The 16,439-nt window shown below is 54.6% G+C and carries 15 protein-coding genes; 9 read left to right on the forward strand and 6 right to left on the reverse strand.

Annotated features, from left to right (window positions below):
• Positions 1-13: 13 nt before the first annotated feature.
• Positions 14-1,807 (reverse strand): hypothetical protein, encoded by a 1,794-nt coding sequence (locus OLTU_RS32690; protein ID WP_245676824.1) that lies wholly within the window; start codon positions 1,805-1,807, stop codon positions 14-16.
• Between the two features lie 198 nt (positions 1,808-2,005).
• Between OLTU_RS32690 and OLTU_RS16295 the strand changes: the two genes are divergently transcribed.
• A complete protein-coding gene (locus tag OLTU_RS16295; protein WP_141733824.1) occupies positions 2,006-2,761 on the forward strand; it encodes an ATP-binding protein in 756 nt (251 codons plus the stop codon).
• Between the two features lie 8 nt (positions 2,762-2,769).
• Here OLTU_RS16295 and OLTU_RS16300 read toward each other — a convergent pair whose 3' ends face one another.
• The gene (locus tag OLTU_RS16300; protein ID WP_141733825.1) at positions 2,770-3,417 is read right to left on the reverse strand and encodes a TetR/AcrR family transcriptional regulator; all 648 of its coding nucleotides are present in this window, start codon (positions 3,415-3,417) and stop codon (positions 2,770-2,772) included.
• A 188-nt stretch (positions 3,418-3,605) separates the two neighbouring features.
• On the opposite strand from OLTU_RS16300, the gene OLTU_RS16305 reads away from it, so the two are divergent.
• The 3 genes from OLTU_RS16305 to OLTU_RS16315 are packed head-to-tail and all read left to right on the forward strand — an operon-like array spanning position 3,606 to position 7,269.
• Positions 3,606-5,372: a lipoxygenase family protein gene (locus OLTU_RS16305; RefSeq protein ID WP_141733826.1), complete on the forward strand. Its 1,767-nt coding sequence runs from the start codon at positions 3,606-3,608 to the stop codon at positions 5,370-5,372.
• Between the two features lie 15 nt (positions 5,373-5,387).
• The gene (locus tag OLTU_RS16310; RefSeq protein WP_141733827.1) at positions 5,388-5,726 is read left to right on the forward strand and encodes a hypothetical protein; all 339 of its coding nucleotides are present in this window, start codon (positions 5,388-5,390) and stop codon (positions 5,724-5,726) included.
• 19 nt (positions 5,727-5,745) lie between these two features.
• Positions 5,746-7,269: a hypothetical protein gene (locus tag OLTU_RS16315; RefSeq protein WP_141733828.1), complete on the forward strand. Its 1,524-nt coding sequence runs from the start codon at positions 5,746-5,748 to the stop codon at positions 7,267-7,269.
• A gap of 74 nt (positions 7,270-7,343) precedes the next feature.
• Here OLTU_RS16315 and OLTU_RS16320 read toward each other — a convergent pair whose 3' ends face one another.
• The gene (locus tag OLTU_RS16320) at positions 7,344-8,450 is read right to left on the reverse strand and encodes an agmatine deiminase family protein (protein ID WP_141733829.1); all 1,107 of its coding nucleotides are present in this window, start codon (positions 8,448-8,450) and stop codon (positions 7,344-7,346) included.
• Positions 8,451-8,776: 326 nt separating this feature from the next.
• Between OLTU_RS16320 and OLTU_RS16325 the strand changes: the two genes are divergently transcribed.
• Together OLTU_RS16325 and OLTU_RS16330 are read left to right on the forward strand one after the other, a co-directional pair.
• A complete protein-coding gene (locus OLTU_RS16325) occupies positions 8,777-8,962 on the forward strand; it encodes a hypothetical protein (RefSeq protein ID WP_141733830.1) in 186 nt (61 codons plus the stop codon).
• Positions 8,963-8,964: 2 nt separating this feature from the next.
• Positions 8,965-10,107, forward strand: coding sequence for a hypothetical protein (locus OLTU_RS16330; RefSeq protein WP_141733831.1), 1,143 nt, complete (start codon positions 8,965-8,967; stop codon positions 10,105-10,107).
• Between the two features lie 204 nt (positions 10,108-10,311).
• Here the strand turns inward: OLTU_RS16330 and OLTU_RS16335 are convergent, their stop codons facing one another.
• On the reverse strand, positions 10,312-10,791 hold the full coding sequence (locus tag OLTU_RS16335) for a MarR family transcriptional regulator (protein WP_141733832.1): 480 nt from the start codon (positions 10,789-10,791) through the stop codon (positions 10,312-10,314).
• A 209-nt stretch (positions 10,792-11,000) separates the two neighbouring features.
• Between OLTU_RS16335 and OLTU_RS16340 the strand changes: the two genes are divergently transcribed.
• Entirely contained in the window at positions 11,001-11,966 is a 966-nt protein-coding gene (locus tag OLTU_RS16340) for a hypothetical protein (protein WP_218110076.1), read from the forward strand.
• Positions 11,953-12,843, forward strand: a complete 891-nt coding sequence (locus OLTU_RS16345) for a hypothetical protein (protein WP_141733834.1) — start codon at positions 11,953-11,955, stop codon at positions 12,841-12,843. Before OLTU_RS16340 ends, OLTU_RS16345 begins: the two co-directional genes overlap by 14 nt.
• A gap of 90 nt (positions 12,844-12,933) precedes the next feature.
• On the opposite strand, the gene OLTU_RS16350 is transcribed toward OLTU_RS16345, so the two are convergent.
• Together OLTU_RS16350 and OLTU_RS16355 are read right to left on the reverse strand one after the other, a co-directional pair.
• On the reverse strand, positions 12,934-13,308 hold the full coding sequence (locus OLTU_RS16350) for a twin-arginine translocation signal domain-containing protein (protein ID WP_141733835.1): 375 nt from the start codon (positions 13,306-13,308) through the stop codon (positions 12,934-12,936).
• Between the two features lie 15 nt (positions 13,309-13,323).
• Complete coding sequence (locus OLTU_RS16355) at positions 13,324-15,084, reverse strand: lipoxygenase family protein (protein ID WP_141733836.1); 1,761 nt, start codon at positions 15,082-15,084, stop codon at positions 13,324-13,326.
• A 223-nt stretch (positions 15,085-15,307) separates the two neighbouring features.
• Here OLTU_RS16355 and OLTU_RS16360 point away from each other — a divergent pair, with 223 nt between their 5' ends.
• Positions 15,308-16,324, forward strand: coding sequence for an SGNH/GDSL hydrolase family protein (locus OLTU_RS16360; protein ID WP_141733837.1), 1,017 nt, complete (start codon positions 15,308-15,310; stop codon positions 16,322-16,324).
• Positions 16,325-16,439 lie beyond the last annotated feature (115 nt).

Here is a 16,439-nt window from a genome sequence, read left to right on the forward strand (position 1 = left end):
CCCGATCAGATGGTCATGTTCCTGAAGCACTCAACTGAGGCGAGGTCGCCCATACATCGTTATAGCCGAGTTCAGTGGCCTTGCTTTCCTGCTCTCTGAGAGCTGTCTTCAATGCGTTCACCAGATCGTGGCTGCGCACCACAAGACCCAGAGCCGCCGCGTCCTTGAACTCATCCCTTTGATAACCAATGCCTTTGACCGTCGCCAGTTCGCCCTCGGCATAAGTCGTCAGTTGAGGACCGTAGGCTTTCGGCATGCCAATGATCCGGAAAGTAGCCTTGGTTTGCAGGCTGGCTTCGCCGAGGCGACAGGTGATACTGGTGGATATACCCCCCTCAGGCAGGGAAACCAGGCCATTACAGGGCTCGCTCGTAACCTTTTCAGTGGGCAAAGTCAGGGCGAGATTGACGACGACGAGGCCGTCCACACCCAGTTCCCGCATCAACTGAACTTCGGTCTTGTCAGAACTGACAGTCGCAGTTCCAATGCGCGGGCCTGCGAAGGATTTCAAGCCCCGAAAGGTGTGGGAAATTTTTTGTGCGTTCGCGACTTCTTCCAGAGCCGTCAGTTCCTTATAGGATGGAGCCTTCAAAACATCCTCGGTCGGGATAAAGGTGATACCAAAATCCTTCTGGAACACGGCGGTGAGTTCGCCGTAGAAGCGCTCCATTTCCGAGTCCCAATGCTGCACGGGCAGCTGAGGAAACTTCCATGCGTGGTAGATATGTTCATCCATCCCGGCTGCATTTTTGGTGGTCGCGCCGGTGCCCATCTCATACTTGGTCGCATCGGTGATCGCTTCCAGCTGGCCATCCAGAGACATGGAAACCAGAGCAAATTTTTTGGCTCTCGCCAGTGGCTTGCCTGTGGCCGACGCCGGCTTGGTTGAAAAATAATCAACGCCACCCGAACTGGTGTTCATGGTTTTGGCAATGGCCACGCCCGGAATGGTTTCACTGGAGCCTTTGACAGTGACTGGCATCCAGCTCCAGGCCAGACCCAGGTTTTCGACAGCCGCTGCACCTTCGGCTTTGATGGGTGTCGCTTCATAGCGCTCAACAAAAATGTAATTCGCACCTGTGACCAATTGAGTGCTGGTGGACAGAGAGGCCAGGCGTTTGCCATTCAAAGTACCACCGCCCTTGGTTTGAAAAAGGGTCGGATGACGGAAGGCGACGGCCGGGACTTTGATTTTCTTGCCGAGCTTGTAAACGCCGATATCCGAAAAGTTTCTCATGCCCGAGGTGTCTGTGATCAGACCAACCCGCACATATCCGGCATCTGCGCCGACATTGGCAAATTCCAGGGTCATATCCTCGGAGACATCGACCTTGGAGTCAGTTTTCTTGCCGTTCACAGCAACAAGTTCAATAGGCTGCGTCGGTGTTACTGTAAACGAGGTTTTTTGCCCAGAGGTTGTGGTTATGGTAATTGTCTTGGGCTTGGTGTCACCAGCGGGCAGAATTTTCGAATAGCTTCCCCCAGCAACATATTCCATGGGCTGGCCATCGACCTGGACCGTGCCTTCGATTTCATAGAGGCTGCTCCCGTTACGGGCCGTGCAGCTTACCATGACAAGCCCAGCGCCTTCGGTCCAGGTACTCGTATAATAGGCCATTTCAAAAGTATGGGCATCTTTTGGATAGAGATTGGTGACATACCGTGTCTGCAGCGCACAGAGTGATAGGTCATTGGTCTTGGATGTCGCCATGCTTAAGGCCATCTTCGCCAGCATGCTCACACATCCGTTACTCAGCACAGCCAGGGACATTCCAGCCACTAATAGGCCCAGGGACTTAAATCTCACGACGACTCCTTTAAGCAGATCTTTGGATTGAGCTTTACGCCACTCTCGGTTGATTCGACTTTTCCATGAGCCAATATTTTTACCTATACAAGGCATCAGAAGGAACTTGAGTTCATTGGCGAGGTCGAGGAATCCCTCGCACGGTATGAGTCCATCCACACCGAAAAACTGAACCGCTCCCTGCATCCACCCGACACCATGGAGATCCGCATAGCGGACCTGGAGCGCGAAGTCCATGTGATTGAGAAACTGGAGAAGGTTGATGATCTAGGCGCGGTCCGTGGATCCCTGTTCCGCATGAAGCAAAGGATCCTGCCCCTGGCCTATCGCGACGCCGCGCAAGTGCTGGGGGGACTCTGTGAGCCCGCATCCAAGCTCGCCAGGGACATCGGCAAGGAACCGCCTGATATCCGCATCGAGGCGTCGGATATATTTCTCTCGCATGGTTGTGCAGATATGCTGCGGCATGTCTTCGTCCATATTTTGCGGAATGCGCTCGACCATGGGATTGAAACAGCCTCGGAACGCACGATGAAGAACAAGCCAGCCCAAGGGCTCATCAGGATCAGCGCCACCCCGGATGCCGCCGGCTGGCTTGCCCTCGCCATTCGTGATGATGGGCGGGGCCTGGCTCTCCAGATGATTCAGCAGATCGCTGTCAACCGGGGCCTGCTGCCCCCGGATACGATCGTAACCCCTCAAAAAATTGCTCAGTACATCTTTGAATCAGGATTCTCAACCAGCTCGGGCGTCAATGAAATCTCGGGCCGGGGCATGGGCATGGACGCGGTCCGACGCCTTCTTTTGCAGTCGGGTGCCCAGGTGGAAATCATCCTTGAAACCAAAAATCAGGATCTTCAGCCTTTTGTACCTTTCGTGTTTCACATCCGCATCCCGCCCCATCTCTACCGCCTGCTGCCGGCACTGAAGACCGGGATGCCTGAGGCCAGCTGAACGCGTCGTCAAGCGACGCCGGCAGCCTTAAGCCCCCAGATCAACTGATTCATGACCAGGATCTCAGCAAAGAAGATATCCCGCTGCACTTCCATATCCGCTTTGCCTCCGGATAGAGCGACCATCACCTGCGACGAAGGAAAACATTCCTTCCAAAACGCAATCCCATAGGTATAAAAGCGCCGCAAGGAGAGTTCACAGAAGTCCTCGGTCCAGCCGGGAAAACTGCGCGCGATCAGCTGACAGGTTCGGATGGTCTCCTGACGCCGCCTTTGCCTGGCTGTCAGCACATAGTCCGCCGGCAGATTTTCCTCAAGGATGACGTTATTCAGCGCGGTCAGATCCACAAAGTCCGTGAAGTCCGCGAGGCTGCGACACATGAAGTTCAGGAAGGCCACTGGATCCGGAGGCTGATCCAGCAGGTAATTCCGAACACCCTCATGCCAGCGTTGAAAGTTTCGAACCAGGAGCTCCATGTAAATCTCCTCCTTGGTCCGGAAGTAGAGATACAAAGTCCCCTTCGCGATCTTCGCCTCCTTGCAGATCTCCGCAGCGGTGTGCAAGCGGCGTTCACGCTTGAAGAGGAGCAGCGTCGAAGTCAATATCTTCTCGTACTTGCGTTCCTTATCCGCTTCATTCAGTGCCCGTTGTCCCATCCCTGCCCCTTAATGAACGGCGTTCAGTTCGTGCAAAGCCTTCATAGTATAAGACTTTCCTTCTCATTCAGGCTAGCTGGCAAAATCGTATTTGACAAAATATTTTACACAATCTATTCACTGCTGACCAACGGTCACTTACCACCAAACAGTCTTGCACCAAGCGATTCAACCCAACGGAGTTTATCATGTCGATGTTCGAGGGAGTCAGCCTCCCCCAGCACGAGAAGAACCACAACGAACGTCAGCAGCGCCTTGCGATCTTTCGGGAAAAGTTTCAGTTTGATCACAGCGTGGTTCAGAACGTGCCGATTTCAGCCAGCGTCCCGGAGGAAGCCAAGCCCGGACCAGGCTGGAGTTTGAAACTCGTAGCCACAGCCTATAAGCTGCGCCGCAACTGGGAAAAAATCCTGGCGGAGCATGGCTACAAATTTCAAGAGGAGCTTCCCCAGAAATCCGTCCATGAAATCGCCCAGATGCTGTTGAAAAAAGATCTGCTCGGAATCCTTACCTATTCGGATCCTGACCTGGGCGTGGCGCTGACTCATAAACGCCCCACCCGCTTCACCGAGTACTATCAACTCTTCAAGCACTTCGGAATTCCGGAAGGAACCGATCAACTTCTGAATGATCAGGACTTTGCGGACTATTTCGTGGCCGGACTCAACCCGGTGATGATCCGCACCATGACGGAAATTCCCAGCAAACTTCACCTGGATCAGGCTCTCTTCGCCGCTCATCCGGCCTTTGCCCAGGACGATTTGCAGACGGCACTGGCCGAAGGGCGCCTCTTCATCGTGGACTATGAAATCCTCACCGCTCTGGAAGCCGGTGTTCATCCCGACCAGCCGAAATATATTTATGCGCCGATCGTGGTGCTGGCCCTGCCGCGTGGCTCGGAAAATCTTGAAGTGCTCGCCATTCAGGTCGGTCAGAACAAGGCCCAGTATCCCATCGTCACCCCACGTTCAGGGACCTGGGACTGGCTGGTGGCCAAAACCATGGTGAAAACAGCCGATAGCAACTATCACGAGGTGGCCACGCACCTGGGTCTGACTCATCTCGTTATCGATCCGATCGTGGTGGCAACCTTCCGGCAGCTCTCCCGCAATCACCCGCTGCACCGACTGCTCGCGCCTCATTTTGAAGGCACCATCCCCATCAATTCCCTGGCCGTGCGTCGCCTGATCAATCGTGATGGCAAGGTGGAGCAGCTGCTCGCACCCCAAATTGAATCGGCCTATAAAGTACTGGAGATGGTTCGCAACAATTTTCATTTCCGCAACAGTTTCCTGAAAAACGATATCGCGCGTCGTAGGGTAGGCACGGGCAGTCCCCTTAAGAATTATCCCTATCGTGATGATGCGCTGCTCATCTGGGACGCGATTGAAAACTGGGTGTCGGACTATGTGGAATCCTTTTATGCCAGCGACGCCGACGTGGTGCAGGATGATGAGCTGGCCTTCTGGACGGCCGAGATCATGGATCCCGCCGGTGGACGCATTCAAGGCTTCGCTCCGAACGATCAAATCACCACCCGTCAGGTTCTGATCGAAACTCTGACCATGATCATCTTCACCTCATCGGCCCAGCATGCTGCGGTGAATTTCCCACAGAAGCGTTCCGCGGCCGTGCCCTATCAACCTTTGGCCGGCTATGCCCCAGCCCCCACCCGTCTGGGCCTGACCGAGCGCGATGCGCTGGAGTTCCTTCCGCCTCTTGATCGGGCCATCAAGCAGGTTCACACCCTGACTCTGCTCGGCGATACCTACTACACGCAACTTGGTGTTTATCCGATGGAATCCTTTGATGAAGTCCGTATTATGCCAGCGCTGCTCCGATTCCAGGCACGGCTTGTGAAGATTGAAGTGGAAATCAATCATCGCAATCTCCATCGACGGACCGCCTATCCCTATTTGAAGCCGTCGCAGATTCCACAAAGCATCAATATTTAATCCGAGGAGTTCAGGATGTTTCGTAAAGCTTGCAATCGCCGCGATGTGTTGACTATCTCGGGCCTGTCCCTGGGTGGTCTCCTCATCGGCTCGTCTCTGGCCTTTTCAGCCACTGAGGCGGAACTCAGTGGTCTCATCAAAGAAATTATTCACACGCATTACCCCGAGGCCAGAGACCATGGCCCGATGGTGGACCAGTTCGTGCGGGACCTTCTGACCCGAAAGATGGATTGCCTGGAACCCCAGACCTTTCTGAAGCAGGAAGCGGGTAAAACGGACAAGTCCGCGCTGGAACGCTATGTTCTCGTTCAATTCATGACCAGTCCCGGCTTTATCGCCTTGCAGGATAAATAACGCTCATAGAGGAGATAACATGAAAAGTTTCAAAGTTTCGTCCTGGATCGCTCTGCTCTTCATCGCGACACCCGCTGTCGCGGAAACGGAAAATGGCTATGTGAAGAATCCTGACAAGGCTCAGCTGAAGCAGGAAATCCTCTCGTTCACGGATGTGGCGCGCGAACTGCATGCGGCCAACACAACAGCCGATTCCACCGCCTGCGGCAAGCTCGATCTGGTCTGGAATCAGATTGAAGCGACGGCGCAGCAGCCTGATGCCCTCTACGCTCCCGAGTCCGAGTTCAAGGATGTCGTCACCTTCGGTAACGGCTCTGCTCTGCGCTTCTGGAAGATTTTCGCCGGCTGGACCAAACAGGACTGGGCGGGCCCCAAGGCCAAGGACGAGGATTTCCTGGGCAGTGAAATCCGCCCTTACCGCGAAGGCTCTCTGCGCGACACCGTGCGCCTGACCCACCGGTTCGGTGTGAACGTGCGGCTCAGCTATGTGCCTCTGGACGGCGCCCGAGAACTCGGCCTCACCGGCCAGTACGCAACCCGCAACGACTGCGTTCTCGGTCGTCTATCGAGCGCGGTTCCCACCAGCGTGAAGGATCGCTTTACGCCAGCGATTGCGGCCAAGTTTTTCGTGGATGGCGCTTCCGAAAGCCAGGTGCTGATCGCGCAGCATGATATCGGCGGTCAAAGCTGGGAAAAGGATGCGAACGGCGAACCCATCATCGACAACAACTTCTATTCGAAGTACCTGTCGAATCGTTTGAGCTTTGAAAAAGGTGCCCTGTCGGGTGTTGGCGCTTTCTCACGCTTCTTCTATACGGCGCAATACTTTTCGCGGCATATTCTGGGGCTTGATTATATCTTTGACCCAAGGGAACTGCAGGCCAACCACCTGGCCGAGATGGATGTTTCCGGCCACAAAATCGAGAATCCCAAAGGTCCACGCTTTGTCTGGATGGTTCCACCGAGCGCCGACACCAGGGAACTGTTCCGCCAGAAAGCTGAAAAGGATCTGGACTTCCGTCGTCACTTCCTCGCCCTCAATGGCCAGCTGGAACTCGGTCAGGCGCCTTTGTTCCTGGTTTACGGTTCCGATACCTGGACCTATGAACCGGAAAAGGATGCGAAGCTGATCGGCAAGCTCGTCGTGAACTCCAACTTCGTTGTATCCGAAGCTGCTGACGTTCGTCTGTTCTATAAGCATGCAATCCAGTTCCACAAGATTCCTGAAGCTGTCGGCGAGAAGAACCCCTACACCCAGGACTTCGCTTATTCCGAATGGAATGACAAGCTCTTCACAACCGATTGCGCTCTGGGCGTGACCGGGAAGGAAGTGTGGCCATGGGACCTCGTGAGAAACTATGGTCAGGAAGATAAGTACGCGGGCATCAATTTCAGTCAGGGCAGCCTTGACGGAACATTCCTGGTCAATGCCACCGTGAATCCCGAATCCGTTCGCTTCAGCCGCGATTATGAATGGTGCCTGGCCAAATTCGTGAAGAAGAAGGTTGGCAATCCTCTGCCGGAAATGCTGAAGAAGCTCTAATCACCTCGTCGAGTTATCACGGCACCCGAGCTTAACCAGCCCGGGTGCTTTTTTCATGGGCGAGGTCAAGCGCATCAGAAACCGTTGACGGCCGGGATTTCCTTGGTCGTGCAATGGATGGCGCCAGCGGCCTGAATCGGTCCATCGGAATTCACGAAGACCTGCTTATGATTGGGCAAGGCCTGTGCATAGACGCGACGGGCTTCCGCTTCATCATAGTTTGCATAGCTGGGGATGATGACGCTGTTATTGACGATGAGTGAGTTGGTGAAAGTATACCAGACGCCACTGCTTGCATAGCCTTGCACGCGATAAACATCCCAGTTGCGGCCGGGGCTGCATTCCGAGTTGCTGAAATACTGACTGGCATTTTCCAGGGCACTGGCAAATGGCTGCGAGCTGCTTTTTGCGACCAGAACCTTACAGTCATCCAGAATCTTGACAAACATATCGATGTGTCCGGTGCCATCGGCAGGCGTTCCCGGCCGGCTCGCGGCATAAGGGATCACATGGATTTTCTTGACGCCGAAGTACTCCTTCAAATACTGGTCGACTTGCGACCGACTCATCTGGCTATTCCATTCATAGGTACGCTCGGTCATGTAGAGGTGACCTCGCCGATCCACCATAAGGTTTCCGCCATCCAAAATAATGGGAGCATCATAGCGTTCCATGCCCAGAAAGTCGGCAATGCGAGCGGGAACGGCGTCATCCGCTTTTCGATATGCATAGTGGCGGTAAATAGTATCGACGATGGCCAGCTCGCCTGTTTGTTCGTTGATCGCCACAGGTCCAAAGTCCCGCGACCAAATCGTGTTGTAGGAAATATTCAGAGACTGATAACGACTGCTGTCCAGGCCTGAGATCGAGGATGGGCCGCCGAGCACGTAAGCCTTGGCTCCAGCGTCCACCACGGCACGCGCGATGCTTTGAATGAACTGAGGATACCCCGCATAGGTCATGACCACAGCCGCCATCGGTTCATATTCTGCAGGCAGACGCAGACCTGGCGACGGCCTGAAGCTATCGCGGTAACTGGGAAGCTCCCAGTCAGCCGCCGTTGCTGAACGTATTTCTTCCGGTGTTGCATAGTTGGGAAGAGGACCCGCGACTTCGGCCTGCAAAGGCGAAGCTGCCGCGATGATGGCCATCCAACTCAATAGACCGAGAAAATTTCTCATGCTTGCAATCCTTATTCTAGGGAGATTTCACCCGCTGTAGCCTAGGGCAGATGACCGCAAAAGTGGATCGAAGATTGATGAGCTGGAATTTTTATCAACATGACGAATTGCCCAGTCCCAGGAGCCCGGCAGCAAGAGGCCTGAGGAGTATTACTCAAAAGTGAGCATCGCGTCTCCTGCTGGAGACTCTACCAGGCCTTCACGTGCCTCACGGCGTCGGCAGATACTTCCCTGTCATCACGGCTTTCCATACGAGTACAGTACAATGAAAGGGAGAGCTGGTGACCATTGTGGTCCAGCTCTTTATTCGCATAATGGAGAATGGGATGACGAAGAGCGTACTTTTTATTGCGGCGGTGGTGGCCGCAGCCAGCGTTTACGTGGCCTGTGGTGACAAGGAGAGCACGGATGAAGCGGCCAGCACAACGGACACGACCGTAGGCACGGCCGAGATCGGCAAACTGGCTATCACCTGTGGAAACAAGTCCTGCGTTGGCACGGAAGGGGAATGAACATGTTGAAACATTTCAAGCAAACGGTCCTTGGTCTTGGCGCGCTCTCTGCTGTCTCGGCTTCATCCACTGGACACGCCGCTGCCGATAGCTCCTCTTTCTTTGATTCGGCCTGGTCCCAGATGGGCTTTGTCCTCGGTTATGGCAACGAGCAGGCCTACGTGAAATACGCCTGCTTCGGTGAAGATCCCGGCACTGGAAACTCCTGCGATGGACCGCCTCGTGAGGGCATGGTCCGTACCTTCGTGGGCATCGTGGAGGGCTTCCTCGCGAGCCTCGATAGCACGGTCTGCGCGGATATACCTGTCACGGGAACCAAGACGCTTTCCACCACCGCGATGAACTCCACGCTCACCGGCACCGCGACCTTCGCCGCGGCCCAGCAGTCGATTCCTGCAGCATGGACCGGCGGCGGCACCGCTTTTGACCGCCGCATTGAAATCTCCTTTTCTCTCATGAGCCAACCGACCAAGGCGGTGATTGAACTGTCCTGCGCTCAGGCGGATACCGCGTTTATTGCGATGAACATGGTCACCGCCACCTCGGGTTTCAATCGCCATATCAACGTCTGGGTCGGCGCCAAGGACAGCAAGCGGACCGGCGATGTCTACGTGATCGAGCAGACCAGCGCCAATAACGTGCGGGCTGCTTATGTGTATCACGTGGATATCGATGAAACCGCAAAGCAGTATTCGATCTGGGGAGCCGCGGCCACCCACTTCAGCGGAACCTCGGTCAAGGCCATGGACACGGCCAACATCAAGGGCAATTACTCATCCCATCAGATGTCGCTGCGCATGCGCCGCTTCACAGGCGATCAAACCGGTTCGGGTGAAACCGCCTACATGGATCCGACCAGCTTCTCAAGTTTGACCGGATTTGATCAGGCCGATCTGGGAACGATCACGACGTTCAGCAACATGCTGACGTCTCAATCGTCCCCTACAGCGGGCGTCGTTTCTGAGTCCCAGGGCTGCATGGACTTCGACACGCCAACCACCGCCCCGACTTCCAACGCCGCCTGTACGGATCTCGATTTTCCAGGCACCGCGCCGACACCTGTCATCGATGCCAGCGGAGAGTTCTCAGCCGCCTGGGTGCTGGGCACGGCAAAAACCAAGCTGGTTGATATTCCAGCCCTTTGAATTCCACAGGCGGGCCTTCTCAGGAAGGCTTGCCTCCCCCCCTCCGGTTCTGTCCGGCCTTAAAAGGCACAGAATCTTAATTTCCCATCGAAGTCCAAATGCGAACGAACGATGGCAGGAGTCTGACGAACCTGTTGCCTTCCTGCGAAGACGTGCATTCTCGCCCTGGAAATGGATCATCCCTCTCAATCGCCGGCTCTCCGTTTATTTTTTTAGTTTCGCAGTTTCGAGCGCTAATATTTCCGCGCAGCGTTTCTGGTAGTTGACGATGAGGAGCAACTGTTCCTCGCTGTATTCATCCAGCAATTGCTGCATCGCCTTTCCAAGGGACTCATAAAGCGGCGCCAGGCGCTCAAAGCACTTTGGCAGCAACTGCACATAGACTTTTCGCCGATCTTCGCTGCTACGCTGCCGACGGACCAAGCCAACCTGTTCCAGTCGATCGACCAGAGTCGTGATCGCTCCGGTCGTGAGGCCGCTATGCTCGGCGAGCCAACCGGCCGTGACCCGATCGGGGTTGGTCGATCGCAATATGATATCGATGCATTTGGTCTCGGCCGGCGTCAGCCCGAGTTGTGATGCGACGGCTCCGTGAAAAAAGATAGAGAGTGCCCCCACCTCCCGGTTTGATGCGAGGGTGGCTTCGATGAGTTCGGCGCGCCTCTGACGTCTATCTGTTGACAACTTGCAATTCCTAAAAAAATTTTATATCTTGAAAATCAAGATATCAGATTATCGAGGAAGTATAGAATACCGGATAATCACGGAAATTTCGATTGCAAAGGAGATCTCATGGCTACCGAAAAGCTGAAGTCGCGGCGCAAGCTGATCGGTGTGGTATTGGCGCTTGCGACTCCTGTGCGCCCATGAAAAGGTCACTTATTGCACCATACGTGTTGTTGACCGCCATACCTGGAATTCTGGTCATGAACTGCGCGAAGATTACCGACGACTTTCGCGTATGTAGTCCTCCGCCTGGAGCGGCCCTGGATAGTTTTCCTAGCCTATTGTCCGAAACAGGACTCTATACCGATATTTCAACTCATAACATAGGTCCGGGAGTGGAAGCGTATACACCACGTTTCCAGCTTTGGAGTGATGGAGCCCAGAAATCACGTTGGATTATGCTTCCCGCCGGACAAAAGATCGATACTCAGGATAGCGAAGTGTGGTCGTTCCCGATGGGCACCAGGTTCTGGAAGGAGTTTCGCGTCGACGGCAGGCGGGTTGAAACGCGACTTCTGCGCAAGACAGCAGGGGACGACCGGAGTTGGATAGGCGTCTCTTACATCTGGAACGATGACGGAACAGATGCTTACAAAGCTGAATGGGGCGGCATCAATGTCAACGGCACTCAGCATAATGTGCCCGCAGCAGCCGAATGCATGGGCTGCCATGGCGGACGGCAGAACCGCATTCTGGGATTTTCAGCGACACAGCTTTCGGGCGATGCCGGCGAAATCACCGTGGCGGAAGCAATAGAGCGTGAATGGCTGTCGCACCCACCGACTCCTTTGCTACCACTCCCAGGAAACGAGATCGAGCTCGCGGCACTCGGTTATCTTCATGCCAACTGTAGTCACTGCCACAACAGCGATCGTCCGAACGATGATAAGCAGCGGTGTTTTAATCCTAAAAAGGATTTTAGTTTTCTTCTGACGAGCGAAGGTCATGTGGATGAGACGGAAACCTACCAAACGGCGATCGGCAAAGTTATTGAGCGCGGAGACGCATCCGGCAGTAGGGTTATTCGTGAAATGGAGAAGCGTGGTTATCATCAAGGCATGCCACCATTGGGCACGGAGACTGTCGATCGGCAGGGTGTCGAGACAGTGGGGCGCTGGATTGATGCGCTTTGAAAGACTGGCTTTCGCCGCATTTTTAACGATGAGTGGAGCCGAACACACAACGGCTGAACCATCGAGCGCTTGGTTACGCACGCAGGTCGGTATCGTTGAGCAAAGTCCGTATCCACTTTATAACTCCACCGAGGCCTCGGGGCAATATTATGCGCTGCTGCTTGGTTACGAAGACGAGGTCAGCCCGGGCGTGGCCTTGAAAGTACGTCTGCCGTGGATATTTGCGGAAGTAGAATTGCCAGCTGGCGCCATCATGGAAACCAACTTATGGGGGAATCCGGAGGTGTCAGCCGAGACCGACCTCGCGTGGAACGAGCGAACTCGCCTCGTTATGAGTTTAGGTCTCGCTTTCCCTCCAGGCCATGGCGGTGCCGACCTCGAGAAGGACTATCTTGAAAACAAAGCTTTGGCGATAGCCAGCGCAGGAGGTGGTTGGCGCGATCGAGAGCTGTTCGAGCGAGGACGCGTGTCGTTAACGCCAGCGATGCGTCTGGAATATCGGCCCGTGGATAATGTTGCGCTTGAAGTATTTTTCAAGGCCTCACTCATGATGCGAAGCGACAGGAGCGGATCACGCGAAAGCGATGCACAGCATACCAGGATCAACGATACGGGTTTGTATGCCGTGGGTGGTGGTCGAGCCGAGTGGAATTTTTGGAAGCAAATGTCGGGCGCTGTTGAGGTTTGGCACTCGCATGCTATGCAGCGAACGATCGAGGTGCCAGATATTGAGGCACATAGGCAACTCGTCATTCAGCCGGAAGCATTCATGAAGATCTCCCATTACTCCATTGGTGCTTCCATGACCTTGCCAGTGGGAAGGCCGCTCGGCGGCTCTGTGGTGACAGGAGCAGTTGAACTCACTGTTTTGCTTTGATTCCCAGCTCCGTCATTGAGCTTTGACCCGCTGCTCTAACTTCGATCCCATGAGCAGGCCCTCCCTGGGCCCCAGGATGATAAAGACTATTTAACCAGCAGGAACCAGGAGCGAGAGCTTTGCGGCTTTGCCTTCCGCAAAAAGGAAGTAATTCGTGCTCAGGGTGAACTGAACGGTCACATACAGGGCCAGTTCATCCCGATCGGAGGCCCACGCCTTGGCAACAAAGGCCGGAGATTCGACCTGCGGGATAGACCCCTTCTGGATGCCTTCCGCAAAGGCCTTCACCACGTCGGGAAAGGGCTTGCTGGCCGGATAGCTCTTATGAACGATTTGAACGATGGTATCCGTCAAAGCAGGGTTGACGGCGGCAGCCATGAGGGGCCTCGTCAGGCTGAGGCTGCCCGCACCGAGAACCGAAAGGCCTTTCAAAAAATTGCGTCGGGATTCCTGGAATTTCAACATACTGGACTCCTCGTCTTAAATATTGATGCTGTTGGGGATGTTCGAAGGAAGCAGATGCGTATAGGGCTTCCGACGCTGCTTGTTCCGCTGTTTGATCGTGTCTTCAACCTTGCGCAGTTGACTCTGAAACCGCAGAATGTCATCCAGAATCCAAAGATCCTTGAAGGCGCCGAGATGATATTTTCCGAGCTGCGTGTAATAGGTTGACCCCAGCATGGACATGATATGGACCTGCTTGATGGCTCGATCGACCGGTGGAAGGAAATCCACCAGATCCTCCTTCGTCAGGTCAAAGCGTGTCGGAGCATCGGCATAGCCGGCTCCCGGCTGCACCGACACCAGGGAGGCATCGAGCTGCGGGAAGTTCACAGCAGCATGTTGCGCGGAGGCCGTAAAGATGATCATGGTAAGGGTGTCGACCAATTCAGCCCGATCCAAAATCTGGCCGTCCGTGCCGAAACCTTGAATACGTCCCGCTTCCACAACTTCCTGCGCCCAGGCCTGCAGCTCCTCATCGGTGGCCACATCGCTATCATTCTTATAATACGCGCGGACATAGGCCTCAGCCCAGGCTTTGATAGCATCCCAAACCAAAAGGGCATCATCGCGATAAGGATAATGCTTGAGGGCCGAACCCGGTTCGACCCCGCGGCGTTCGAGAGCCTTGGGCAGATAGCCGTCCTTGAAGCTCGCCGCATTCCGAAGGGCTCGCAGCATCGCATAGCCGGAGGGTATGGTCCCGGCCAGGAGCTGGGCGACATCGCCATCCGGAGACAGCAGCCTGCGGGTGGCGATCGCGTTGATGGGAATCGTTCCTTCGAAATGCGGCACCAGCAGACAATGAATCGGATGGATCCTGGGGAGCTGACGATAGGTCGCGACGATGATAGGCTCAATCAGGAGATGAGTCATACCAAGATGGGAAACGAATTCATGGTAGTTACCGTCCGCGCTCTTGCAAACCAGTTTCGCAGCGGTCCAGGACCATGTGGCGCTTGGCGTGAAGATGGGATAGACGCTCGGATCCTGCCCGGTCTGTATCGCGATCACATGCAGTTCATCGGTTTCGGGATGCACGGCAAAGAGAATGATCGGGGCATAGACGAGCTTCGCCCCATAGGGATGAGTTCCCGGTTCAAGCGAACTCAGCGCTTCGTAGTCGATGATGAAGAGGCGTCCTGCAGCCAGGGCCTGGTCCAACGTATCTGTGGCAAAACCGGGGACAGCTTGCAGATGATGGTCGCTGACCGGAAATTTCTGAAGATCGAGTTCCTTGACTCTCTCGATCAGAAGAGGGTTCATGCCACTCAGGAAATACTCGGTGAAATCCCGATCATCGAACAGCGTCGATGAACTCTTGGGAATATCGATCTTTTTGAAATAGTCATAATACTCTTCAAAGCTCTGGGGCCGGATCTGATTGGTGACAACGCCGAGACTGGGTTGACAATAGTTGAGGAACGAAACCAGATCACCATCAATAAGCATCTTCGCAATTTCGATGGGATTCTTGTGAGGCAGTTCCTTCTCAAAGACATAAGGCTTGTCTTTCAGGATGGCTTCCAGATTGCGGCGGTTCTTATAGGCGATCGCCACCAGTTTGAGCTTCCACTCCGCACCGGCCACGGCCTCATCGGGCACGGTTTCCGAGATAGGCATCTGATCGATCGTGGTGTAATTGAATCGAAATTTCTCGCGGGCCTCGTCCAGTTGTTTCCTGCGCTCATCAGGATCCCTGTCATCTCGTGCAAGTCGCGGAGTTTCAAAAATTGCCATCTCACCTTCGTCCTTATCCTGGGTGGAGTTTGATACAGCGTGATACGTGGCTTCCAGCTTTATGTCAATTGGATGTGCTAAAAATTAGTTATGATACTTTTGACGTGAAGCCAGGTCAGGGATATCATTACGATCGGAGCACGAATAAAATGATCCTGGTTACTTGAAAAAAAATGCACGGAAGGTGTGCAGGAACCCGCAAACGCAAGAGGGATCAACCATAATGAAAGCTCTGACGTACCTCCTCGCCCCTCTCATGTTTCTGCTGGGCTGCACGACCTCAGCTCAGGAGAAGGAGCTTGAATCCGCCCTCTTGCAAATGGTCAGACCCCATCAGGAATCCTGGCTGAAAGGAACCGTGAGCACTCCGGACGAAGCCGCCATCAACCGCATCGTGGTCTTCGGTGATAGCCTTTCCGATATCGGCCGCTTGCGGAAACGCACGCTCTTTGTCTATCCGCCCGAAGTTTATTGGCGGTCGCGCGCCAGCAACGGACCGATCTGGATCGATTATGTGAGCCAGGCCCTTGGTTGGAAAACCACGAACTATGCGGTCGCCGGTGCTGCAACTGAGGCGCCCTGGCTGAAGAGTCTGTTCATACCTTCGCTCCAGGACCAGGTGGGAAGTTTTCAGGATGATGCCGGCAAGGCCATGCAGCGCCATGTCCTGGCTGTGATCTGGATCGGGCCGAATAACTATCTTGCGGATCCGGATGCCGGCGATGTCAGCCAAACCCTGAAGGATATGGAAATCGCCATACGCCAGCTCCTTCAGAGTGGAATCAAGCACTTCATGATCGGCACCATGCCGGAACTCAGCGGTCTGCCCGCCTATAGACATCCATCGGCCGCGGCTCATGACCGCAAACTCGGAGATTATACCCGGGCGCATAACCGAGCTTTGAAGGACCTGATCCAGAAACTGGAGCAGGAGCGTCCCGACGAACGATTCGCGTTTTTTCAGGCCTATGACATCAATCGGGCCACGCTCCAGCGTCCGGCCGAATTTGGTTTCCGCAACATCACACATGCCTGCTACAACGGCGATTACCTGGGGCGCTTTCCAGGCCAGCCAGGATTCTGTCAGCAGCCTTCTGCCTACAAATTCTGGGATCAGGTTCATCCGACCAGCAAAATGCATTGCTACTACGCGGCCCAGTTCCTCACCGATTTGGATGATCATAAATATGTGAAGAACACGGAAACAAGCGAAGCGCTCACCCGATGCCGCAAACTCTGAAGTTGCGGCGGATCAATCCCTAAGAACTCTCAATCGAATGGAATAACTCTCACTTGACCCACAGTGTGCATTCTGCGTTATAGTTCGGGCAACTGGAACGCAAAGCATATGAGGA

Source organism: Oligoflexus tunisiensis, from assembly GCF_001748245.1.
GTDB classification, from domain to species: domain Bacteria; phylum Bdellovibrionota_B; class Oligoflexia; order Oligoflexales; family Oligoflexaceae; genus Oligoflexus; species Oligoflexus tunisiensis.